The sequence below is a fragment of the Streptomyces sp. NPDC051315 genome (assembly GCF_044455165.1).
Taxonomy (GTDB): domain Bacteria; phylum Actinomycetota; class Actinomycetes; order Streptomycetales; family Streptomycetaceae; genus Streptomyces.
This window is the reverse complement of the sequence record NZ_JBITEN010000011.1, coordinates 95,689-119,154: the sequence shown is the minus strand read 5'-3', so window position 1 is coordinate 119,154 and position 23,466 is coordinate 95,689. Positions and strand designations below refer to the sequence as shown.

Genomic DNA, 23,466 nt, shown 5'->3' with positions numbered 1-23,466 from the left:
CGCCTGTTGGGAGCCGCAATGACGCACTTCCAGAGCAAGCGCTTGCCGAGGCGCGGTGTCGTGCTGGCCGTCGTGGCCGGTCTCGTCGCCGCGCTCGGCCTCGGCGTGGTCGGCGAGGCGAAGGCGGCCGGCGCCGGGGCCGGACCGGCCGGCACCAGGGCCGAGCCGGCCGCCGCCTCCCGCTGGACGGACCGGGCGCACGGCTTCGCCTCCCTGGCCGGCGGCACCACCGGAGGCGCCGGCGGCAAGGTCGTCACCGTCACCGACCAGGCCTCGCTGGCGAGGTACGCGGCCGCCGAGGAGCCGTACGTCATCCGGGTCGCCGGCTCGATCGCCGTGCAGCCCTTCGGCGCGGAGATCGTCGTGGCCTCGGACAAGACCGTCATCGGTGTCGGCGACACCGGTGAGATCGTGCACGGGGAACTGCACCTGAACCCCGGCACCCACAACGTGGTCATCCGCAACCTGACGATCCGCGACTCGGCGGTCGAGGGCAACTGGGACTGCAAGGACACCGACTTCGACGGCATCCAGATGGACACCGTCCACCACGTGTGGGTGGACCACAACCGCTTCTCGGACATCTGCGACGGCCAGCTCGACGTCCGCAAGGACAGCGAGTACGTCACCGTCTCCTACAACCGGTTCGAGAACAACAACAAGACCTTCGGCCTGGGCTGGACCACCGATGTCAGGACGCAGATCACCGTCGACCACAACCTGTTCGCACGCACCAAGCAGCGCAACCCGTCCGTCGACAACGCCGCCTACGCGCACCTCTACAACAACTACCTGACGGCGCAGGCGGACCCGGGCGACCCGGTGTGGACGTACGGGAACTGGTCGCGCGGCCGGACGAGGATGGTCATCGAGAACAGCTACTACGAGGACGTCCAGCACCCCTACCAGGCCGACGCCACCGCGGAGCTGGTGGAACGCGGATCGATCCTGAGGAACACGACGGGGCGGCACGACGAGTGGGGCGCCGCCTTCGACCCGCGGGACTTCTACACCTACCGGCTGGACCCGGCGGCGGCCGTGCCCGCGCTGGTGACCCGCTTCTCCGGCCCGCAGAAGCGGATCGGCGACGCGGTGACCCTGCACGTCCCGGCGCACTACCCGACCGTCCAGGCCGCCGTGGACGCCGTACCCGAGGGCAACTCCGTCCCGGTGACCGTCGCCGTCGCGCCGGGCACCTACCGCGAGAAGGTCCTCATCCCGGCGAGCAGGCCGAACATCTCGCTGCAGGGGACTGGACAGGACCGCTCGGACACCGTCATCGTCTACGACACGCCCGCGGCGTACGGCGGCTCCACCGGCAGCGCGACCGTGCGGATCGCCGCGAACGACGTCACCGCCCGCAACCTCACCTTCAGCAACGACTTCGACGAGGCCGCGCACGAGCTGAACGGCGAGCAGGCGCTGGCGATGAAGACGACCGGTGACCGGATCGTCTTCGAGGACACCGCCTTCCTGGGCAACCAGGACACCCTGATGACCGACAGCCCCAAGCTGGACGTCGTCAGCCGGGTCTACATCCGCGACTCCTACATCGAGGGCGACGTCGACTTCGTCTACGGGCGGGCGACGACCGTCATCGAGCGCTCCGTGATCCGGGCGCTGAGCCGCGGGTCCGCCACCAACAACGGCTACATCACGGCCGCCTCGACCTGGACGGGCAACCCGTACGGGTTCCTGATCACCCGGTCGAGGATCGTGAGCGACGCACCCGACGGGACCTTCCACCTCGGACGGCCCTGGCACCCGGGCGGGGAACCCGCGGCGGTCGCCCAGGTGCTGATCCGGGACACCGAGCTGCCCGCCGCGGTGAAGTCCGCCCCGTGGACCGACATGAGCGGGTTCTCGTGGAAGGACGCGCGGTTCGCCGAGTACCGCAATCACGGGCCCGGGGCGGCCGTGACCGCCGACCGGCCGCAGATGAGTGACGCGCAGGCGCGGACCCACACCGTCGCGCACTACCTCCGGGGCACGGACGACTGGGCTCCGTACGCCCGCCACTGACCCCCACAACGTCACAGCCAGTTGGATCCAGAAGAAGAGAGCCGACCAATGAAGATCAGCATCCGCAGAAGCAGGCGCGCCGCCACGGCCGTCGCCCTGGGCGCCGTGCTCACCCTGACCGCCACCGCCTGCGGTGACGACGGCAGCGGCGCCGGCGGCGACAAGGGTTCCGAGGGCAGCGGCAAAGGCAAGATCGTCTTCTGGGACAACAACGGCGGTGTCCGCACCGACATCTGGAAGGAGATCATCGCCGACTTCGAGAAGGCGAACCCGGACATCGACGTCGAGTACGTCGGCATCGCCTCCACCGAGTACCAGTCCAAGGTCGACACGGCCATCCAGGGCGGCGGCCTGCCGGACGTCGGCGGTGTGGGCGCCGCCATGCTCGCGGGGTTCGCCGCGCAGGGCGCGCTCGAGCCGCTCGACGGCCGGCTCGGCAAGTCCTCCCTCAACGGCAAGCTCAACGAGGACATGGTCAAGTCGCTGAAGGCGGCCGGCGGTGGCGACGGCACCCTGTACTCGATCCCGACCTCCGCCAACAACGGTGTGCTGTACTACCGCACCGACCTGTTCCAGGCCGCGGGCCTGGAGGAGCCGACGACCTGGGACAAGTTCTACACGGCGGCGGAGAAGCTCACGGACTCCAAGAAGAACGAGTTCGGCTACACCATCCGCGGTGGCGCCGGTTCCATCGCGCAGGCGCTGGACGCGATGTACGGGCAGAGCGGGATCACCTCGTTCTGGAACGGTGACAAGACCACGGTCAACGACCCGAAGAACGTCGCGGCGCTGGAGAAGTACGCCGGCCTCTACAAGACGGTCACCCCGGCGGCCGACCTCAACAACGACTTCACCAAGATGGTCGCCCAGTGGGACTCCGGCACCATCGGCATGCTCAACCACAACCTCGGCTCCTACCAGGACCACGTGAAGGCGTTCGGCGCCGACAAGTTCCGTGGCATTCCGCAGCCGACGGGTCCCGGCGGCAAGCGGGTCCAGGTGTCCAACCCGGTCGACGGGCTCGGCCTGTTCAAGAGCTCGAAGAACAAGGAGGCCGCCTGGAAGTTCATCGAGTTCGCCCTCTCCAAGGCGGAGAACTCGAAGTTCAACGAGTCGGCCGGGCAGGTGCCCGCCAACACCGAGGCGTCCTCGGACGCGTGGATCCAGAAGGCCGAGCCGACGAAGCTGGCGGCGCAGGCACTGACGGACGGTTCCACGACGATCGTGCAGCTGCCGTACTACCTGCCGGACTGGAACACCATTTCCAAGGCGGACAACGAGCCCAACTTCCAGAAGGTGCTGCTCGGGAAGATGAGCGCCAAGCAGTTCCTGGACACGCTCGCCGACCAGCTGAACGAGGCTCAGGCCGAGTGGAAGCAGCAGACCGGCTGACGGTGCCGGGTCTCGCCGGGGGACGGTCCGTTTCGCCGCGGGCCGCGGGCCGTCCCCGGCCGGGCGCGGCCACGCGGCGCACGCCGCGTGCCGGCACGGCCCCCGCCCCTCGAGTGCATGTCACATCCCCCTGTTGAAAGGCGCACGATCGTGTCCCTCACCCGCAGACAGGTCACTTCCGCGGCCGTTGCCGCCCTTCCGCTCGGCGCCGCGGCCACCACTGACGCCCGCGCCTCCTCCCACCGCCCCCGCACCCTCTACATCGCCGGTGACTCCACCGCCGCCCAGAAGTTCGCCGACGCCGCGCCCGAGACCGGGTGGGGCATGGCGTTGCCCTTCTTCCTCCACAAGGACCGGCCCGTCGCCAATCACGCCGTGAACGGGCGGAGTTCGAAGAGCTTCGTCGACGAGGGGCGGCTCGAGGCCGTTCTCGCCTCCATCCGGCCGGGGGACCTCCTGCTCATCCAGTTCGCGCACAACGACGAGAAGACCACCGACCCGGCCCGTTACACCGAGCCCTGGACGACGTACCAGGACTACCTGCGGCTGTACGTCGACGGTGCCCGGGCCCGTGGGGCGCGGCCCGTGCTGCTGACTCCCGTCGAGCGGCGCAGGTTCGACGCGGCGGGCAACGCCGTGCCCAGTCACGGCGACTACCCGGCGGCGATGCGTGCGCTGGCCGAGGAGGAGGGCGTCGCGCTGCTCGACATCCAGGCGCGGTCCCTCGCGCTGTGGCAGGAGCTCGGGGTGGAGGGGACGAAGACGTACTTCAACTGGACCGAGACCGAGCAGGACAACACGCACTTCAATCCGCCGGGCGCGATCGCCGTGGCCCGGCTCGTCGCCGCCGAGCTGCTGCGCCGCCGGGTGCTGGAACCCCGGGACGTGCGCCGGCTCGACACGGAGATCCCGGAGTCCTGGATCACCTGGCCCCCGGCCACCGCGTAACCCCCCTTCCGCCGAACGAGAGAGCCGCACAATGAACGCACAGAGATGGCATGGGCATGTCACAAGCGCCGCCGTGGTCGGCTGCACCGCCCTCGCCCTGACCGTCACCGGCACCACCGCCCAGGCGCAGCCGCGGGACGCCGCCCGGCAGACCCTCCCGGCGAACGACGGCTGGGCGTCGTACGGCACCGGGACCACCGGCGGGGCCGCCGCCGACGCCGAGCACGTCTACACCGTCACCACCTGGGCCGAGTTCAAGGCCGCCCTCGCCGCCGGCGGCAGCGCGCCGAAGATCATCAAGGTCAAGGGCACGATCGACGCGGTCTCCGAGGGGTGCGACGCCTTCGCCGCCCCCGGCTACGACTTCGACGCCTACCTGGCCGCGTACGCGCCGCAGACCTGGGGGCTCGACACCGACCTGAGCGGTGAGCCCGCCGACAGCCCCGAAGGGCTGCGCCGGGTCTCCGCCGCCAACCAGGACAAGGCCATCAAGGCGAGCATCCCCGCCAACACCACCATCATCGGCGTCGGCAAGAACGCGGGGTTCAAGGGCGCGAGCCTGCAGATCCGCGCCGTCGACAACGTCATCATCCGCAACCTCGCCTTCGAGAGCCCCGTCGACTGCTTCCCGCAGTGGGACCCCACCGACGGCTCCCAGGGCAACTGGAACTCCGAGTACGACACCGCCGTCGTCTACGGCTCCACCCACGTCTGGCTGGACCACAACACCTTCACCGACGGCAGCCACCCCGACAGCGCGGCGCCCACCTACTTCGGGATGCTCTACCAGCAGCACGACGGTGAGCTGGACATCGTCCGGGGCTCGAACTACGTCACCGCGTCCTGGAACGTCTTCACCGAGCACGACAAGACGATCCTGATCGGCAACAGCGACAGCGAGTCCACCGCGGTGGGGGACCGGGGCAAGCTGAAGGTCACCTTCCACCACAACCTCTTCTCGAAGCTGGTCGAGCGCGCGCCCCGGGTCCGCTTCGGGCAGGTCGACTCCTACAACAACCACTTCGTCGCGGACGACTCCTACGCCTACACCTTCGGCATCGGCAAGGAGTCCCAGCTCGTCGCCCAGCACAACGCGTTCACGCTGCCGGCCGGGGTCAGCGCCGCCAAGACGCTGAAGAAGTGGAACGAGGCGCCGGTCACCGCCGACGGCAACTACGTCAACGGCAAGCCCGTCGACCTGATCGCCGTGCACAACGCGGAGATCCCCGCCGAGACCCTCCAGTCCGGCGCGGGCTGGACGCCGACCCTGCGCACCAAGGTCGACCCGGCCAAGGCCGTCCCCGGCATCGTCGGCGCCCGCGCCGGCGCCGGAAAGATCTGCTGACGTCCCCACCACCGACCGGGCCGGGGCCTCGCCCCGGCCCGCACCCCCCACACCCCGAGGTACCCCGCCTGACGAGCCGCACCGCTTAGGAGCACCCGCATGTCCTCGCCCCACTCCCGACTCCCCCTGTCCCGACGGGGCTTTCTGACGGCGAGCGCCGGCGCGGGCGCCGCGCTCGGCCTCCTGGCCACCCCCGCCCGCGCGGGCACCCGCCGGCCGTTCGGCCGTTACGGCTCACCGTCCGCCCGTCTCACCCCGCAGACCCTGTACGTCGACCCGCAAGGACGCGGCGACCACACCTCCGTCCGGGCCGCCGTGACCGCAGCCGCCGGCACCGGCCGGACCCTCGTCATCGCACCCGGCACCTACCGCGAGACGGTCGCCGTCGACGTCACCCGCACGGAGGCGACCTGGATCGGCGCCTCGGAGGACCCGCGGGACGTGGTGATCGTCTTCGACAACGCGGCCGGCACCCCCAAGCCCGGCGGCGGCACCTACGGGACCACCGGATCGGCCACCACCACCGTGCAGGCCGACGGCTTCACCGCACGCTGGATCACCTTCGCCAACGACTGGCTGCGCGCCGACCACCCCGACATCACCGGCACCCAGGCCGTCGCCCTCAAGGTCCAGGGCGACCGCTCCGCCTTCCACCACTGCCGCTTCCTGGGCCACCAGGACACCCTGTACGCCGACTCGATCGCCCTCGGCACCTTCGCCCGCCAGTACTTCTCCCACTGCTACGCCGAAGGGGACGTCGACTTCGTCTTCGGCCGGGCGACCGCCGTCTTCGAGCACTGCCACTTCCACGCCCTGAACCGCACCGACCTGGCGTCCGCCCCCTACGGCTTCGTCTTCGCGCCCTCCACGGCGGGCGCCAACCCGCGCGGCTACCTGGTGACCGGGAGCCGCGTCACGAGCGAGGCCCCCGATGCCTTCTACAAGCTGGCCCGCCCCTGGGTGCCCAGCTCCGACACCACCGCCCGCCCCATGCTCACCGTCCGCGACACCCACCTCGGCCCCGGCATCGACGCGGTCGCCCCGTACACCAACATGTCGGCCTCCCACCCGTGGCAGAACCAGCGGTTCGCCGAGTACCGCAACACCGGGCCGGGCGCCCGGATCACGGTCCCCGAGAACCGGCCCCAGCTCACCCCCGAGCAGGCCGCGTCCGCGACCCGCGCCGCCCACCTCGGCGACTGGACACCCTGGAAGGAGGCCTGCTGACATGCGCAGGCGCACTCTCCTCACGGGCCTCGCCGCCGGGACCCTGACGGTCGCGGCCCCCGCCCACGCGCACTCCCGCCGCGTCCTGCACGTCCGGCCCGGCGACTCCGTCCAGGCCGCCGTGGACGCCGTCGACGGACCCGGCTGGACGATCGTCGTCCACCCCGGCACCTACCGCGAGGTCGTGAACGTCCCGGCGGAGAAAGGACGGCTGACCCTGCGCGGTGCCTCACGCGACCCGCGGGCCGCCGTCCTCGTGTACGACAACGCCAACGGCACGAAGAAGCCCGACGGCACCACCTACGGCACGGCCGGCTCGGCCACCTTCACCTCCGCGGCCCCCGGCCTCACCGTCCGCGACCTCACCCTCGCCAACGACTGGCTGCGCGCCGACCACCCCGACATCACCGGCACGCAGGCGGTGGCGGCGTACGTCACCGGCGACCGCTCCCACTTCGACAACGTCCGCTTCCTGGGCCACCAGGACACCCTCTTCGCGGACACCACCGCCCTGGACGCCTTCGACCGGCAGTACTACCGCCGCTGCTTCGTCGAGGGCGACGTCGACTTCGTCTTCGGCCGGGCGCGGGCCGTCTTCGACGCCTGCCACTTCCACACCCTCCAGCGGGACGTGACCTTCACCCCCAAGGGCATGGTCTTCGCCCCCGCCACCGCCCGCGCCAACCCCTACGGCTTCCTCGTCGTCCGCGGGCGGATCACCTCCGGCGCCGAGGACGGGGCGTACAAGCTGGCCCGGCCCTGGGTGCCGTCGTACGAGACGACCGCCTGGCCCTCGTTGGTCGTGCGGGACACCTGGATCGGTCCCGGTGTCGACCCGGCCGCCCCGTACACCAACATGCGGGACGCCTACCCCTGGCAGTCCATGCGCTTCCGTGAGTACGCCAACTCCGGTCCCGGGGCCGTGATCACCCGGCCGGAGAACCGGCCGCAGCTGACGGCGGCCGAGGCGGCCGGGCACACCCGGCGGACCTACCTCGGCGACTGGAGGCCGGATGAGCGGCCGTGACGCGGTGGGCCGGCGCGCGTTCGTGGTCGGGACGGGCGCGGCGCTGCTGGCCGGGGCGGCGGCGACCGGGGCGGAGGCGGCCGTGGTGGACGGGCCGCTGCCCGACTTCCACCCCGCGCTGAAGGACGCGCTGACCTTCCCGCTGGCCTGGGGGAACTCCCCGATCCGCGACTTCGGCGCCTGGCGCCGGGCGGCCCGCGCCCAGGTCGAGGAGGCGTTGATCGTCGACCGGGAGGACCGGACACCGTACGCGCCCGAGTTCGCCGATCGCTCCGAACACGACGGCTACACGAGGGAGGTGGTGACCCTCTCCCTCACCCGCCACGAACGCGTCCGCGCCGCCCTCCTCACCCCGCACGGACCCGGCCCCTTCCCGGCCGTGCTGCTCCTGCACGACCACGGGGCGAAGTTCGACATCGGCAAGGAGAAACTGGTCCGGCCCTGGTACGACGCCACCCGGCTCGCCTCCGCCCAGGCGTGGACGGAGAAGTACTTCAGCGGGCGCTTCGTCGGCGACGAGCTGGCCCGGCGGGGATACGTGGTGCTGGCCGCCGACGCCCTCGGCTGGGGCGACCGCGGATCCCTCGCCTACGACCAGCAGCAGGCCCTGGCCTCCACCTTCTTCCATCTGGGCTCCTCCCTGGCCGGTCTCATGGCCCGCGAGGACGCCCGTGCCGCCGGGTTCCTCGCCCGGCTCGACCGGGTGGACCGGCGGCGGATCGCCGCCGTCGGCTTCTCCATGGGCGCCTTCCGCGCCTGGCAGACGGCGGCGCTCAGCGACGACGTCGCCGCCGCGGCCGCCGTCTGCTGGATGACCGGCCTCAAGGAGATGATGGTGCCCGGCAACAACACCCTGCGCGGGCAGTCGTCGTACTACATGCTCCACCCCGGGCTGCCCCGCCATCTCGACTTCCCCGACGTGGCGAGCATCGCCGCACCCAGGCCGATGCTCTTCTTCGACGGCGGCCTCGATCCGCTGTTCCCCGCCGACGGCGTCCGCGTGGCCCACGACAAGCTGCGCGCCGTCTGGCGTTCCCGCCACGCCGAGGAGCGGTTGCACCTGAAGTCCTGGCCCGACCTCGGCCATGTCTTCGTCGACCGCATGCAGGACGAGGTCTTCACCTGGCTCGACCGCGTCCTGTGATCCCCCCACCCCTCCCCCCGACGCCAAGGACCCCGCACTCCATGTCTCGTCGTACCGCTCTCAGCGCCCTCGCGGCCCTCACCCTGGGCGCCGGCCTCGCCGCCCTCCCCACCCAGGCGCAGGCCGCCACCGTCGTCGTCAGCAACTCCACCGACCTGTCCGCCGCGATCAAGAACGCCACCGCCGGCACCGTCATCCAGGTCCGCGGCGGCACCTACTACCCGACGGCCACCCTCCAGTCCACCGCCAACGGCACCTCGTCCGCGCCGGTCACCCTCACCGCGTACGGCTCGGAGACCGTGAAGATCGACGGATCGTCGCTGCCCTCCGGTTCCTGGATCCTCAAGCTGACCGCCGACTACTGGAACGTCTCGAACATCACCTTCCAGAACTCCCCGGACAGCGCCGTCGTCTGCCAGTCCTGCACCGGCACCAACTGGAACAACATCAAGACCATCAACGGCGGCGACTCCGGCTTCACCCTCACCGGGGACGGCACGGTCGGCAACACCGTGAGGAACATCGACAGCTACGGGCACTACGACGCCGCCACCCACGGCGAGAACGCGGACGGCATCGCCGTGAAGTTCGGCTCGGGCACGGGCAACCTCATCACCGGCGCCAGGCTCTACAACAACGCCGACGACGGCCTCGACTTCTGGTCCTTCTCCTCGCCGGTCACCATCGAGCACACCTGGGCCTTCGGCAACGGCAAGAACCGCTGGGGCGACTCCGCCTTCGCGGGCGACGGCAACGGCTACAAGCTGGGCGGCGACGGAGAGGTCGTCGCGCACGTCGTGAACAACTCGGCCGCCTGGGACAACGCGGGCAACGGCTTCACCGAGAACAGCAACAAGGGCGCCGTCGTCATCAACCGGACGACGGCGTACGCCAACGCCAAGTGGGGCTACTACTTCGCCACCGGCGCGGCCCGGCTCGGCAAGAACCTCGCCGTGAGCAACGGCAGCGGCCCGGTCACCAAGGGCGCCTCGGTGGTGTCCGCCGGGAACAACTGGGACTCCGGGGTCTCCACGCCGGCCTTCAGGTCGACGGACGCCTCGACGACGTACAACGCCCGCCAGACGGGCGGCGCGCTGCCCGTGACCACGTTCCTGACCACGGGCAGCACCACCATCGGCGCGACGATGGACTGAGCGGGAGCTACCGCCGCACGGGCCTGATCGACTCCAGCGTCGGCACCACCGGCTCGATCGTGCCGTCGGCCGCGAACTCCAGGCGGTCGACGGTGGTCTCCCGGTGCGTGCCGTCACCGCCCGGCTTCCCGGGGCCGTTCAGGGCGAACCGGTGGTAGACGACGTACCAGTCGTCGGTGCCGGGCACGTTCACCACGGAGTGGTGGCCCGTGGCGAGGATGCCGTACTCCGGACGCTTGGACAGGATCGTCCCGCGCTCGGTCCACGGGCCGAGCGGGGACGGTCCCGTCGCGTACGCCACGTGGTAGTCCTCGCTGCGGGTGTCGTCCTCGGACCACATGAAGTAGTACGTGCCCCCGCGCTTGATCACGAAGGACCCCTCGCGGAAGTTGTCCGGGGTGATGTCCCGGACCTCCGACGCGTCGAACGACACCATGTCGTCGTTGAGCGGGACGACGTACCCGTGGCCGTTGCCCCAGTACAGGTACGACGTTCCGTCGTCGTCCGTGAAGACCGCCGGGTCGATCATCTGACCGCTGAACGCGCCGTTTTTGGCGATCAGGGGCTTGCCGAGGGCGTCCCGGAACGGGCCGGCGGGGGAGTCGGCCACCGCCACGCCGATCTGCTGCTCGGCGCAGAAGTAGAGGTAGTACCTGCCGTTCCGCTCGGCGATCGCCGGGGCCCACGCGTACCTGTCCGCCCAGCTGACGTCCGGCCCCAGGTCCAGGACCACCCCGTGGTCCTTCCAGTGGACCAGGTCCTTCGACGAGTACGCCGTGAACCGCGTGCCGCTCCAGCCCTGGAAGCCGTCCGTCGTCGGGTAGATCCAGTACTCGCCGTTCAGCCGGTGCACGTCCGGGTCGGCGTTGAGGCCGGGCAGGAGCGGGCTGCGGGTGCGGACCGCCTCGACCGTCCAGGTCCGCCGCGTCCCGTCCGCGGCCGTCACGGTGTACGTCTGCGGTGTGCGGAAGTCGCGGCGGGTACCGGACCGGGGGCTCACGGACGCCCCCTCACCGACCCACAGCCTCGGCGCCAGCCGTGAGAGGTCGGCGTCGGGGTCCATCGGCAGGACGACCTTCGAGGCGCTCTCGGTGACGACGGCGTACCCCTTCTGGTCCTTCGCCGTGGCGTCCACGACGGAGGTGGGCGACGTCGGATACGCGGCCAGCAGCCGGTCGTACTCCGCCCGGGTCACCGGCAGGACCGTGCCGTGCCGGGGACTGGCGGGCAGCTGGTAGCCCGTGGACGGGGTCCACCTGCCCGAGTCGAGGTCGGTGGTCTCGAAGGGCACGTAGCCGCGGCCGCCGTACTCGTCGATGAACAGGTACCACTTCTCCTCGGTGTTCGACCTGAACACCGTCGGGCCCTCACCGCGCTCCATCGCCCCGCTGCCGATGCAGTCCGCGACGAGGTCGTACGCGGTCGACGTCAGACTCGTCGACTTCTCCCCGGTGATGAACTTGGCGCAGGGTGAGCCGGAGGCCGGGTCCCGCTCGTCCTTGGTGTAGCGGTAGTAGGTGTCCTTGTGCCGCACCACCGTCGAGTCGATGACCGAGTGGCCGGGGTCGTTCCAGACCTTGGGCTCGCTGAAGGCGCGGAAGTCCTTCGTGGTCGCGTACAGCATCTTGTTGTACGTCGACCCGGTGTGGCCGGGGTCGTCGTCGGCGTACAGCTTCGACGCCCAGAAGACGACGTACGCGCCCAGCGAGTCGTCCCAGTAGGCCTCCGGCGCCCAGGTGTTGCCCGCGTTGTCGGGGGCGACCCGCACCAGGCGCTGGTCGGTCCAGTGGACCAGGTCGGTGGACTCCCAGATCATGATCGACTTGCTGCCGTGCCGCTGGACCTGGTCCCAGCTGCCGCTGCTGTTGCGGTACATCCGCAGGTCGGTGGCGATCAGGTAGAACCGGTCGCCTTCGGGGGAGCGGATCACGAACGGGTCGCGCAGACCCTTCTCGCCGATCGTCGAGGTGAGAACCGGCTCACCGGCGTTCAGCTCCCGCCAGTGCAGCGGATCGTTGCCCCGGCTGAGCGCGTAGCGGATCTGCTCGCCGTCCGCGGTGCCCTCACCGGTGAAGTAGGCGAAGAGGTAGCCGGCGTACTGCGGATGTGTCACGGGGGGTGCTCCGGGGGTCGCGGTACTGGGAGGTGAGATCAGGAGGGCCGGCAGGAGGGCGAGGAGGACGGCCAGGAGCGTGCGGGCGGAGTGGGAACGCATGACACATCCTGTGGGAGTGTGGGGGATTCTGTTGGGTCGGGGGTGCTCTGGGAGTCTCACCAGCGGGGGTCGGGGGCGTCAATCGGTGGAGGCGGGGCGCGAGGGGAGCGAAACTTTCGATCTTTTTCGCCGGACCCGGCAACCCGTTCCGGCCATGGCGGCGACTGCTGTGCGGAAACGGGCCGGAGCGGCCCCTGCGGCCCGTTTCCTCCGACTCCCTCCAGGAAAGGAACGCCCCGTGCGCTTGAGCACCGGACGCCACCGCAGGACGCGCACCCTGTCGATCGCCGCCTCGGTGGCCCTCACCGCGGGGGCGGGCGGGGTCTACCTCGGCCTGACGAACGACGGTGCGCAGGCCGCGTCGACGACGGTCACCGTCTCCACCACCGCGCAACTGGAGTCGGCCGTGCGCAACGCGACCGCCGGCACCGTCATCCAGGTGCGCGGCGGCACCTACTACCCGACGGCCACCCTCAAGTCGACGACCGGCGGCACCGCGTCGAACCGGATCACCCTCCAGGCCCACGGCGGCGAGAAGGTGAAGATCGACGGCTCCAGGCTGCCCGCCGGCTCCTGGCTCGCCGGGATCTACGGCAGCTACTGGACCGTGCAGAACCTGACCTTCCAGAAGGCGCCGGCCCAGGGCCTCGTCGTCACCTCCTCCACCGGAGGCGTCTTCAGGAACCTGGTCACCGCCGACAACGGCGACTCCGGGTTCACCCTGCGCGGCGACAACACCGTCGGCAACCTCGTGCAGAACCTGGACAGTCACGGCAACTACGACGCCGCCGGCCACGGCCAGAACGCGGACGGGATCGCCGTCAAGTTCGGCTCGGGGAGCGGCAACAGGATCACGGGCGCCCGTCTCTACAACAACGCCGACGACGGGCTGGACCTGTGGCAGTTCTCCACGCCGGTCACCATCGAGCACTCGTGGGCCTTCGGCAACGGCGAGAACCGCTGGAACGACGCCGCGTTCGAGGGCAACGGCAACGGGTTCAAGCTGGGCGGCGGGGGTGTCGCGGTCGCCCATGTCGTCAACGACAACGCGGCCTGGGACAACATGGCGAACGGGTTCACCGAGAACTCCAACACCGGGGCGATCGCCCTGAACCGCAACACCGCGTACGTCAACGCGCAGGCGGGCTTCTACTTCGCGACGGGGAAGGCCCGGCCGGCCCGCAACCTCGCCGTCGGCAACAAGGGCGGTCCGGCGAAGCTGGGTTCTGCCACCGTGTCGGCCGCGAACAACTGGGACAGCGGGGTGTCGACGCCGGCCTTCCGGTCGACGGACGCGACCACCGCGTACGGCGCCCGGAAGGCCGACGGCTCGCTTCCGGCGACGACGTTCCTGACCACCGGGTCCACCACGATCGGATCGACGATGAACTGACGGTGGCAGTGGAAGCGCCCCGCCGGTGACCACCGGCGGGGCGCTTTTGCGGCCACCCTCCGCCCGGGCGGGACCCGGGCGGAGGGCCGACGCGTGCGTGCCTACTTGTACGTGATGTCCGACGACGAGAACTTGCAGGTCGTTCCGTCGGCCCCGGTGCCGAGCTCCGTCGGCTCCTTGCCGGTGTTGTTGCCCTGGAAGCGGACGCACGTCTTGGTCTTCTTCTTGCTGTCGCCCTGGATGCGGATCTTCGACAGCGTGGCGGTGTCGCCGTAGTTGGCGTTCACCCCGACGATCGCCTTCAGCGGCGCGACCACGTCGATGTCGCTCAGCACGACGGTGCGCTTGTACTGCTTCTTGCAGTTCCCGCAGGAGCGGACCAGCTTGCCGGAGTTCTCGACCCGGAAGCCGGTCACGACCAGCTTGCCGGCGCCGTTGAACTGCAGGACCTTGTCGGCGCCGTTCTTCGCGCCGCCGCCGACGACCTTGTAGACGGCCGACGACGACGTGCCCTTGAAGCTGGCGGCGTCCTCGCCGACGTCCAGCCACCACACGTTCTCCAGCGTGCAGGAGCCCTTGCAGTGGACGCCGTCCGCGGCCGGAGTCCCGATGATCACGTTCTTCAGGACGGCACCGTCGGCCAGCTCGAAGACCGGGTCCTGGCCCTCCTCCTGGCCGCTGCCGCCCAGCTCACCGGAGCCGTAGAACTTCTTCAGCTTGCCGTCGTACGTACCCGACACCTTGATCGTCGAGGAGACGGCCTTGCTTCCGCTGGCCGTCGGCCAGGTGGAGGCGGCGCCCGCGGACGAGAGCATCGTCGTGGTGACGACCGCCGCGCCGGAGAGGGCGAGAGCGGCGGAGCCGGCGATCAGCGCCCGCCGCTTGGTGACCCTGCGGCGGTGCCGGACGCGCGGTTCTGCTGGTGCAGTCATGTACCGATTCCTCAAGTGGGTGGTGACTCTTGCGCTGTGTGGTCGCCACCGGTGGGAGGAAGGTTGCCGCCGTCCGCAGAAGTCTTTCACGAGCCGCCCGCGAGCTCCTCGCGCAGCTTCCTGCGAGCCGCCCGCGAGTCCCTCGCGCGCTCCCTACGAGTCGTCCCCGTCGTCCTGGGCGGCGAAGCCGCCGCCCAGCGAACGGTCCTCGCCGTCGGACACGCCCGCGATCACGTAGCTGTCGTCCTTGGCGTCGCGGCCCCCGCGGTCGTGGTCGTACTGCCCGGCGAACACCCATTCGCCCGCGGCGAGCGTACGGCCCTCCTTGAGCACCCAGGTGTAGACGAGGAAGTCGTCCTGCTCGGTGACCGTGAGGGTGAAGTCGTCCTCCGGCAGCGAGCGCCAGGCGCCGGTCGAGGAGACCCCGCCGGTCTGGGCGATCCTCAGCTGCACGGTGAGCGCGGTGACCTCCTGCTTCGCCTTCACCGTGACATTGCTCTGCGCCCAGAAGTCGTTGCTGTGCGGGTCGACGGAGCCGTCCGACCACAGCGGCCCGTCATCGTCGTCGTCCGTGGCCGGCAGCAGCTCGACGGTGGCCGGCGCGGAGGGCGTCGACTTCTCGGGGCTCGACGGGGGGCCGCTCGGCTCGACCGGGTCCTGCGCCCCGCCGCCGGAGCTCGGCGTCGCCTTCGGGGAGACCGGCGGACGGCTCGTGGCGTCCGGGGACTCCACCGGAGTCGGCGAGACCGCGACCGTCTGCTGCTGCCGTGTGTCGTCCTTCACCGCGGACGCCACCGCGTAACCGCCGGCCGCGAGCATGCCCGCGACCGCGGCCGTGGCGCCGACGATCCGCGCCCAGCCCCACAGCGGCGGACGCGTCGCCCGGTGATCGGTCCGTTCCTGTCCCGCCATGCCGCGCTCGATCCGGGCGAGGATCCGCTCGCGGTTCGGCTCGTGCGCCTCGGCCGCCTCGTGCAGCCGGGCGCGCAGCTCGTCGTGCACGTCCCGCTGCATCGTCATCGGTCCCTTCCTCCGGACTCACCGGTGCGGGCCGCCATCACGGCGTGCACCTTCTGCGGAGCTGCTGTGCCGCCGAGCAGCTTCTGCAACTCGGCCATTCCCTTCGAGGTCTGGCTCTTCACCGTACCCACCGAGACCCCCAGGGCGAGCGCGGTGTCCTTCTCCGAGAGGTCGAAGGCGTGCCGGAGCACCACGCAGGCCCGCTTGCGGAAGGGGAGTCTACGCAGCGCCGACTGCACGTCCACCACGCCCGCTACATCGGGATTCTCCGTCTTCTCCTCACGCTGCGACCAGAACAGGTTGATCCTGCGGCGCTCGCGCACGGCGCTGCGGATCCGGGTGCGGGCCAGGTTCGCGACGACGCCGCGCGCGTACGCCACCGGATGGTCGGCCGCGCGCACCCGGTCCCAGCGGTTCCACAGCGCCAGCAGCGCGTCCGCCGCCAGATCGTCGGCCGCGTCCGCCTCTCCGGTCAACAGGTGGGCCAGGCGCGACAGTTCGGCGTAGTGGCGTTCGAAGAAGGCATGGAACTCCACGGAGGCGGCGTCGTCGACGACTGTGCCCACGGGTGACCTCTTCTCGGTGACTTCCGGCGCCCGGCGGGGGGCGCCTGCTGTGCGTGTCATGTAAATGACATGGGGATGTCCCGAGGAGGGGTCGGGACGAGATCCGGAAGCGTAGCAGTGATCTACTGCCTGGTTCGGTACGGGGGTTCGAACGTCGTATGGAAGCTCGAACGTAGTGCGAACCCTGATTCCGTAACACGGTGAAAACCTGAACGGGGTTCGACGGGGGAACAATCCAGCCAGCATCCGCACACTGATCAAGCAGGCCACGAGGAGTGTCCGCCATGTCCGAAACGCAGAAGGCGACCGACCGGCCAAGTCCCCCGCCCACGGCGGCGAACAGCGTCGACCGGTTCTTCAGGATCTCCGAACGGGGGTCGACCTTCGGCCGGGAGATACGCGGCGGCTTCGCCACGTTCTTCACGATGGCCTACATCCTTGTCCTGAATCCCATCATCCTGGGCAGCGCCAAGGACAAGTTCGGCGAGTCCCTGGACCCCGTCCAACTCACCACCGCCACCGCCCTGGTGGCCGCCGTCATGACGATCATCATGGGCGTCGCCGGCAACCTGCCCCTCGCGCTCGCCGCGGGCCTCGGGCTCAACGCCGTCGTCGCCTTCCAGATCGCCCCGCTGATGAGCTGGGACGACGCGATGGGCCTGATCGTGCTGGAGGGCCTGCTCATCTGCGTGCTCGTGGTCACCGGTCTGCGCGAGGCCGTCATGCACGCCATCCCGCAGCCGCTCAAGCAGGCCATCAGTGTCGGCATCGGCCTGTTCATCGCGTTCATCGGCTTCGTCGACGCCGGTTTCGTCAGCCGCATCCCCGACGCCGCCAACACCACCGTGCCCGTCCAGCTCGGCGGCTCCGGCACCCTCACCGGGTGGCCGATCCTCGTCTTCTGCCTCGGTGTGCTGCTGACCATCGGACTGCTCGCCCGCAAGGTCAAGGGCGCCATCCTCATCAGCATCGTCACGATGACGCTCGTCGCGATCGTCATCGACTCGCTGGCCGACATCGAGTCCTGGGGCCTGACCACGCCCCAGTGGCCCGACAGGATCGTCGACACCCCGGACTTCGGGCTGATCGGTCACTTCAGCCTGTTCGGCGCGTTCGGCGAGACCACCGCCATCACGGTCGTCCTGCTCGTCTTCACGCTGATCCTGTCCGACTTCTTCGACACCATGGGCACGGTCGTCGGCATCAGCGCCGAGGCGAACCTGCTGGACGACGAGGGCAAGGTGCCCCACCTCGGCCGCGTGCTGCTCATCGACGGCGCGGCGGCGGTGGCGGGCGGCGCGGCCTCGTCCTCCTCCGCCACCTCCTACATCGAGTCGGCGGCCGGCGTCGGCGAGGGCGCGCGCACCGGCTTCTCCAACCTGGTCACCGGCGGCCTGTTCGCCCTCGCCCTGTTCCTGACCCCGCTGCTCACCATCGTCCCGCTGCAGGCGGCGGCACCCGCGCTGGTGGCGGTCGGTTTCCTGATGATGACTCAGGTCAAGAGCATCGACTGGGACCGGTACGAGATCGCCATCCCCGCGTTCCTGACGATCGCCGTCATGCCGTTCACCTACTCCATCACCAACGGCATCGGCGCGGGCTTCCTCGCCTACGTGGTGATCAAGACCGTGCTGGGCAGGGCGAAGGAGGTCCACTGGCTGCTGTGGGGGGCCTCGGCGCTGTTCGTGGTGTACTTCGCGATCGACCCGATCGAGCAGCTTCTCGGCGCGAAGTGAGGTGCGCCGCGCGATCGGCCGCGGGACGTCCGCGGCCGATCGCGCCCACGCGGCGGAGCCGCGGACCGGCACAGCCCCGCGCCCCTCGCCGGGTCAGGTCAGCGCCGCCTCCATCATCGCCCTGGCCACAGGCGCCGCCAGGCCGTTCCCGCTGACCTCCGACCGGGCCGCGTCCGACTGCTCCACCACCACCGCCACGGCGACCTCCTTGCCGTCGGCCTTGCCGTAGGACGTGAACCAGGCGTACGGCGTCCTGCTGTTGTTCTCGCCGTGCTGGGCGGTACCGGTCTTGCCGCCGACGGTGACCCCGTCGATCAGCGCGTTGGTCCCCGTGCCCTTCTCGACGACCGTCCGCATCGCCGACTGCAACTGCTCGGCCGTGTCGGAGCCGACGACCCGCGTGGTCGAGGCCTCGCCGTCGTAGTCGGTCAGCACGTCGCCGCCGCTGTCGGTGATCCGCGCGACCATGTGCGGCGAGACCAGTTCGCCGCCGTTGGCGATCGCCGCGGAGACCATGGCCATCTGGAGCGGGGTCGCGGTCACGTCGAACTGGCCGATGCCGGTCAGCGCGGTCGACGACTCGTCCATGCCGGACGGGTACACACTCGGGTAGGCCCGGACCGGCACGTCCTGCGTCGTGTCGTTGAAGCCGAACCTCTCCGCCATCGCCTTCACCCTGTCCTGCCCGAGCTGCACGGCCATGTGGGCGAAGACGTTGTTGCAGGAGTACTGCAGCGCGACCCGGATCGAGGCGTTCTCGCAGGGCGCGGACGTGTTCTCGTTGCGCAGGACGGTCGTGGTGCCCGGCAGCGTGTAGGGGTCCGGGCTGTCCGTCTTCTCGTCCACCGACGTGTACAGCCCGTCCTCCAGCGCGGCCGCCGCCACCACCAGCTTGAACGTCGAACCCGGCGGCAGCGGCTGCCGCAGCGCGCGGTTGGTGAGCGGCTTGTCCGGATCCGCGGTGAGCTTCTTCCAGGCCGCCCCGGCGGTGTTGGCGTCGGTGAGCGAGGACGGGTCGTACGACGGCGTCGACACGACCGCGAGGATCCGGCCGGTCGTCGGATCGATCGCGACGGCCGCGCCCTTGGTGTCGCCCAGCGCGTCGTAGGCCGCCTTCTGCACGGCCGGATCGATCGTCGTGATCACGTTGCCCGGGTCGGCCCGCTCGTCGGTGACCGTGTCCATCACGGTCTTCAGCCGGGTGTCCGTGCCGTTCAGCAGGTCCGCGTAGATGCCCTCCAGCTGTGTGGGGGCGTAGCTCTGCGAGGCGTAGCCGGTGACCGCCGCGTACAGCGCGCCGTCCGTGTACGTGCGTCTGTACCTGAGGTCGCCGTCCGTCGTGGCCGCCGAACCGGTGACGGCCTCGCCGGCCACGATGATGTTCCCGAGCGGCTCCGCGTACGTCTCGATCGCGGTGCGCCGGTTGTCCTTGTCGTCCGCCAGCGCCCGGCCCTCGTAGAACTGCACCCAGGTCGCCCGCACCAGCAGGGCGAACACCAGCAGCAGCGCGAAGACCGAGGCGCGCCTGATCGTCTTGTTCATGACGTCCGGGAGACGAGCGGGCGGAGGGGAATCGTTCCCGTCCGCCCGGTTTTCTCATCGTCCGTTCATCTACGGCCGCTTCACGCCTCCAGGAGGAGGACCACCTCGTCGATCTCCTCCCCGCGCGCTGGCGCGTACCCCGTGGCCAGGGTCGTCGCCCGGAACCCGCACTTCTCCAGCACGCGCAGCGAGCCGGCGTTGTCCGCCGCGGCCCGCGCGTACAGCGGTCGCTCCGGCACCTCGGCCAGCAGTCCACGCAGCGCGGCCGTCGCCACGCCCCGCCCCCAGTAGGCGCGGTCCACCCAGTACGTGACCTCTCGCTCGCCGGGCTCCCCGTACACAGCCGCGTTGCCGACCACGTCGCCGTCGGCGAGGATCGTGCGGACCAGGGCGGTGGACCGTATACGGCGCCAGTGGGCGTCGAATGCGTCCCGGTCGGCCGGGTCCTGCGGGGTGAAGGCGGCCATGCGCAGCGCCTCGGGATCGTTGAGCTGCCGGAAGAAGACCGGCAGGTCGCTGTCGTGCACCTCGCGGAGTACCACCTGCACCGTTCAGAGCCTCCGGGTCGCCAGGGTCAGCCGGTCGCGCGCGTCGAACAGCGCGTCCTTCACCATCTGCTCGTGCGCGGGGGTGAGTCTGGCCACCGGCACCGAGCAGCTGATCGCGTCGCGCGCGGGGGTACGGTACGGGATCGCCACGCCGAAACAGCGCAGGCCGAGCGTGTTCTCCTCGCGGTCCACGGCGAAGCCCTGCTCGCGGACCTGGTGCAGCTCCTCGATGAGCTTCTCGCGGTCCGTGATGGTGTGCTCGGTGAGGGCGGGCAGCGTCTCCGGGAGCATCTTGCGGACCTGCTCGTCGGTGTAGGTGCTCAGCAGCGCCTTGCCGAGGGAGGTCGAGTGGGCCGGGAGCCGGCGGCCGACCCGTGTGAAGGGGCGCAGGTAGTGCTGTGACTGACGGGTCGCGAGGTAGACGACGTTGGTGCCGTCCAGGCGGGCCAGGTGGATGGTCTCGGTGGTGTCGTCCGAGAGGCGGTCCAGCGTCGGGCGGGCGGCCGCGACCACCTCGTCGCCGTCGATGTAGGAGGTGCCGACCAGCAGGGCCCGTACGCCGATGCCGTAGCGCGTGCCGGTCGCGTCCGTCTCCACCCAGCCCAGCTCCACCAGCGTGCGCAGCAGCATGTAGAGGCTGGACTTGGGATACCCGACGGCCTCCTGGACCGACGCGAGGGAGTGCATGCCGGGGCGGCCGGCGAAGTACTCGAGCAGTTCAACCGTCCGCACGGCGGACTTGACCTGCGCCCCGCCCCCCGTCTCGCCAGCCGACATCGCCCTTGACCCCTTCGTTCGACGGGAAATAGTCTCCAACAGCATATTCACCATCACAGACGGCGTTCAGTATATCGAACGCCCCTGGTGGTGACGTAAGTACTGCGCGGCATGGAAATGCGGCATGCGGCAACAAACGTGGAGGGACCCGCGGTGGCAGCAGCACCAGTCTGGAGTGTCGACCCCCGTACCGGGAAGCAGCGTGAACAGGTTGCGGTGGAGGCCACGGCCCAGGAGGTGGACTCCGTCGTCCGCGCCGCGCACGCCACGCGCGAGGCGCTCGTCGACCGTACCGTCCGCGCGGCCTTCCTGCGCACCGCCGCCGACCGCCTCGAGGCGTCCAGGGACCACCTGGTCGAGGTCGCGGACGCCGAGACCGCGCTCGGCCCGGTCCGGCTGACCGGCGAGCTCGCCCGCACCTGCTACCAGCTGCGGGCCTTCGCCGACATCGTCGACGAGGGCGCCTTCCTCGACGTCGTCATCAACCACCCGGACGACACGGCCACCCCGCCCGTCCCGGACCTGCGCCGCTACAAGGTGCCCCTGGGTGTCGTCGCCGTCTACTCGGCCTCCAATTTCCCCTTCGCCTTCTCCGTCGCCGGCGGCGACACCGCGAGCGCGCTGGCCGCCGGCTGCCCGGTCGTGGTCAAGGCCCACCCCGACCACCCCGGCCTGTCCGAGCTGGTCGCCCACGTCCTGCGGTCGGCCGCCGCCGAGCACGGCATCGACCAGGCCGTCGTGGGTCTCGTCCACGGCTTCGAAGCGGGCGTCGAGCTGATCAAGCACCCGCTGGTCGCCGCAGCGGGCTTCACCGGGTCCATCCGGGGCGGCCGCGCGCTGTTCGACGCGGCGGCGGCCCGGCCGGTGCCGATCCCCTTCCACGGCGAGCTGGGCTCGCTGAACCCCGTGGTGGTGACCGAGGCGGCCGCCGCCGAGCGTGCCGAGACGATCGGCACGGGGCTCGCCGGGTCCATGACCCTCGGGGTCGGGCAGTTCTGCGTGAAGCCCGGACTCGTGCTGGTGCCGTCCGGCGCCGCCGGCGACGGGCTGGTCAAGTCGCTGACGGACGCCGTCAGCGACACCGACGCGGGCGTGCTGCTCGACCACCGCATGCGGGACAACTTCATCGCGGGGGTCGCCGAGCGGACGCAGCTGCCCGAGGTGGAGTCGCCGGTGACGCCGGGCGCGGGCGGGGAGCACACCGTCAGCGCCGGGTTCCTGACCGTGCCGGCGGCCCGGCTGGCGGAGGAGGGCGAGTACGACCTGCTGCTGGAGGAGTGCTTCGGCCCGGTCACCGTCGTGGCCCGCTACGACTCCGAGGACGAGGTCAAGGGCGTGCTGTCCCGGCTGCCGGGCAACCTGACGGCGACGGTCCAGCTGTCCGAGGAGGAGGCGGCCGGGCAGGGGCGGGGCGCGGAGATCCTCGCGGACCTCACGCCGCTCGCCGGACGCGTCCTGGTGAACGGGTGGCCGACGGGCGTCGCCGTCGCTCCGGCCCAGCACCACGGCGGTCCGTACCCGGCGACCACCTCCACGTCCACCTCCGTGGGCGGGACCGCCATCGAGCGGTGGCTGCGGCCGGTGGTGTACCAGAACGCCCCCGAGGCGCTGCTGCCGCCCGAGCTGCGCGACGACAACCCGCTCGGCCTGCCCCGGCGCTTCAACAACCACCTCGAACGCTGAACACCCCCTGCCCGTAGGGAGAAAGGGAGCTGGGAAACTCTGAGCATGGACATGGAACTTCCCGAACTCCCTTTCCCGCTGCGCACCTACGGCCCCGACGGCAACTGGTCCTACGAGGGCGGTGTCCTCACCGGATGGGCCGGGCCCCGGCAGGACCGGTTCGTGCCGCCCACCGGGGAGGCGCTGGAGCCCGCCTCCGACGCGCCCCGGCTGCTCGGGGCCCCCGAGGGGGACTTCCAGCTCATCGCGCGGGTCACCGTGGGGTTCAACGGCGCCTTCGACGCGGGGGTGCTGTACGTCCACGTCGGCGAGCGGGCGTGGGCCAAGCTCTGCCTGGAGTACTCCCCGAACGTGCCCACCGTCTGCACGGTGGTCACCCGGGGACACTCCGACGACGCCAACTCCTTCCCGGTGGACGGCAGTTCGGTCTGGCTGCGGGTGAGCAGGACCGGGCGGGCGTTCGCCTTCCACGCCTCCCGGGACGGCGAGCGCTGGACCTTCGTGCGGCTGTTCACGCTGGGCGAGGAGAAGGAGACGGGCGCGGCCCTGGTCGGCTTCATGGCGCAGGCGCCGATGGGGGAGGGGTGCGTGGTCACGTACGACCACCTGGAGTTCCGCCCGAGCTGGCCGGACGACCTGCGCGACGGAAGCTGAGGCGGGCGTCACCGCGAGCGCGGAGTGACGTGCGTCCGGCCGGGTGGCGGCCGGCCGGGCGACCGCGGACCGGGTGATCCCGGCGCCGGGGAATGAACCGAGCTGCTTGAACGTTCACGCACCCGGCGGAGAGAGCCTCCG

Annotated in this window: 19 protein-coding genes; 12 read left to right on the top strand and 7 right to left on the bottom strand. The window is 70.7% G+C overall.

Annotated elements, in window-relative coordinates; genetic code table 11:
- The first annotated feature begins 18 nt into the window (after positions 1-18).
- The 8 genes from ACIBBD_RS21910 (at position 19) to ACIBBD_RS21875 (ending at position 10,259) form a co-directional block, all read left to right on the top strand.
- On the top strand, positions 19-2,022 hold the full coding sequence (locus ACIBBD_RS21910) for a pectinesterase family protein (protein WP_399421147.1): 2,004 nt from the start codon (positions 19-21) through the stop codon (positions 2,020-2,022).
- A 48-nt stretch (positions 2,023-2,070) separates the two neighbouring features.
- A complete protein-coding gene (locus ACIBBD_RS21905) occupies positions 2,071-3,414 on the top strand; it encodes an ABC transporter substrate-binding protein (RefSeq protein WP_399421146.1) in 1,344 nt (447 codons plus the stop codon).
- A 150-nt stretch (positions 3,415-3,564) separates the two neighbouring features.
- The gene (locus ACIBBD_RS21900) at positions 3,565-4,362 is read left to right on the top strand and encodes a rhamnogalacturonan acetylesterase (protein ID WP_399421145.1); all 798 of its coding nucleotides are present in this window, start codon (positions 3,565-3,567) and stop codon (positions 4,360-4,362) included.
- Positions 4,363-4,393: 31 nt separating this feature from the next.
- On the top strand, positions 4,394-5,707 hold the full coding sequence (locus ACIBBD_RS21895; protein WP_399421144.1) for a polysaccharide lyase family 1 protein: 1,314 nt from the start codon (positions 4,394-4,396) through the stop codon (positions 5,705-5,707).
- A 99-nt stretch (positions 5,708-5,806) separates the two neighbouring features.
- Positions 5,807-6,934: a pectinesterase family protein gene (locus ACIBBD_RS21890; RefSeq protein WP_399421143.1), complete on the top strand. Its 1,128-nt coding sequence runs from the start codon at positions 5,807-5,809 to the stop codon at positions 6,932-6,934.
- Between the two features lies 1 nt (position 6,935).
- Positions 6,936-7,961, top strand: coding sequence for a pectinesterase family protein (locus ACIBBD_RS21885; protein ID WP_399421142.1), 1,026 nt, complete (start codon positions 6,936-6,938; stop codon positions 7,959-7,961).
- Positions 7,948-9,105: a dienelactone hydrolase family protein gene (locus ACIBBD_RS21880; protein WP_399421141.1), complete on the top strand. Its 1,158-nt coding sequence runs from the start codon at positions 7,948-7,950 to the stop codon at positions 9,103-9,105. Before ACIBBD_RS21885 ends, ACIBBD_RS21880 begins: the two co-directional genes overlap by 14 nt.
- A 41-nt stretch (positions 9,106-9,146) precedes the next feature.
- A complete protein-coding gene (locus ACIBBD_RS21875; protein WP_399421140.1) occupies positions 9,147-10,259 on the top strand; it encodes a chondroitinase-B domain-containing protein in 1,113 nt (370 codons plus the stop codon).
- A gap of 7 nt (positions 10,260-10,266) precedes the next feature.
- Here ACIBBD_RS21875 and ACIBBD_RS21870 read toward each other — a convergent pair whose 3' ends face one another.
- Positions 10,267-12,474, bottom strand: coding sequence for a family 43 glycosylhydrolase (locus tag ACIBBD_RS21870; RefSeq protein WP_399421139.1), 2,208 nt, complete (start codon positions 12,472-12,474; stop codon positions 10,267-10,269).
- Positions 12,475-12,712: 238 nt separating this feature from the next.
- On the opposite strand from ACIBBD_RS21870, the gene ACIBBD_RS21865 reads away from it, so the two are divergent.
- Positions 12,713-13,867 (top strand): right-handed parallel beta-helix repeat-containing protein, encoded by a 1,155-nt coding sequence (locus ACIBBD_RS21865; protein ID WP_399421138.1) that lies wholly within the window; start codon positions 12,713-12,715, stop codon positions 13,865-13,867.
- A 101-nt stretch (positions 13,868-13,968) separates the two neighbouring features.
- Here the strand turns inward: ACIBBD_RS21865 and ACIBBD_RS21860 are convergent, their stop codons facing one another.
- The 3 genes from ACIBBD_RS21860 to ACIBBD_RS21850 form a co-directional block, all read right to left on the bottom strand.
- On the bottom strand, positions 13,969-14,799 hold the full coding sequence (locus tag ACIBBD_RS21860; RefSeq protein WP_399421137.1) for a pectate lyase: 831 nt from the start codon (positions 14,797-14,799) through the stop codon (positions 13,969-13,971).
- A 153-nt stretch (positions 14,800-14,952) separates the two neighbouring features.
- On the bottom strand, positions 14,953-15,819 hold the full coding sequence (locus ACIBBD_RS21855) for a hypothetical protein (protein ID WP_399421136.1): 867 nt from the start codon (positions 15,817-15,819) through the stop codon (positions 14,953-14,955).
- Positions 15,816-16,385, bottom strand: coding sequence for a SigE family RNA polymerase sigma factor (locus ACIBBD_RS21850; protein ID WP_399421135.1), 570 nt, complete (start codon positions 16,383-16,385; stop codon positions 15,816-15,818). Before ACIBBD_RS21850 ends, ACIBBD_RS21855 begins: the two co-directional genes overlap by 4 nt.
- Positions 16,386-16,669: 284 nt before the next feature.
- Between ACIBBD_RS21850 and ACIBBD_RS21845 the strand changes: the two genes are divergently transcribed.
- A complete protein-coding gene (locus ACIBBD_RS21845) occupies positions 16,670-18,121 on the top strand; it encodes an NCS2 family permease (RefSeq protein WP_399421134.1) in 1,452 nt (483 codons plus the stop codon).
- A gap of 93 nt (positions 18,122-18,214) precedes the next feature.
- Here the strand turns inward: ACIBBD_RS21845 and ACIBBD_RS21840 are convergent, their stop codons facing one another.
- The 3 genes from ACIBBD_RS21840 to ACIBBD_RS21830 form a co-directional block, all read right to left on the bottom strand.
- Positions 18,215-19,663: a peptidoglycan D,D-transpeptidase FtsI family protein gene (locus ACIBBD_RS21840; RefSeq protein ID WP_399421133.1), complete on the bottom strand. Its 1,449-nt coding sequence runs from the start codon at positions 19,661-19,663 to the stop codon at positions 18,215-18,217.
- Between the two features lie 80 nt (positions 19,664-19,743).
- Positions 19,744-20,211 carry a GNAT family N-acetyltransferase gene (locus tag ACIBBD_RS21835; RefSeq protein WP_399421132.1) on the bottom strand — a complete coding sequence of 156 codons (468 nt, stop codon included), beginning with the start codon at positions 20,209-20,211 and terminating at the stop codon, positions 19,744-19,746.
- 3 nt (positions 20,212-20,214) lie between these two features.
- Entirely contained in the window at positions 20,215-20,988 is a 774-nt protein-coding gene (locus tag ACIBBD_RS21830; RefSeq protein WP_399421131.1) for an IclR family transcriptional regulator, read from the bottom strand.
- A gap of 153 nt (positions 20,989-21,141) precedes the next feature.
- On the opposite strand from ACIBBD_RS21830, the gene ACIBBD_RS21825 reads away from it, so the two are divergent.
- Together ACIBBD_RS21825 and ACIBBD_RS21820 are read left to right on the top strand one after the other, a co-directional pair.
- Entirely contained in the window at positions 21,142-22,671 is a 1,530-nt protein-coding gene (locus ACIBBD_RS21825; protein ID WP_399421129.1) for an aldehyde dehydrogenase (NADP(+)), read from the top strand.
- Between the two features lie 45 nt (positions 22,672-22,716).
- A complete protein-coding gene (locus tag ACIBBD_RS21820; RefSeq protein WP_399421127.1) occupies positions 22,717-23,325 on the top strand; it encodes a DUF1349 domain-containing protein in 609 nt (202 codons plus the stop codon).
- Positions 23,326-23,466 lie beyond the last annotated feature (141 nt).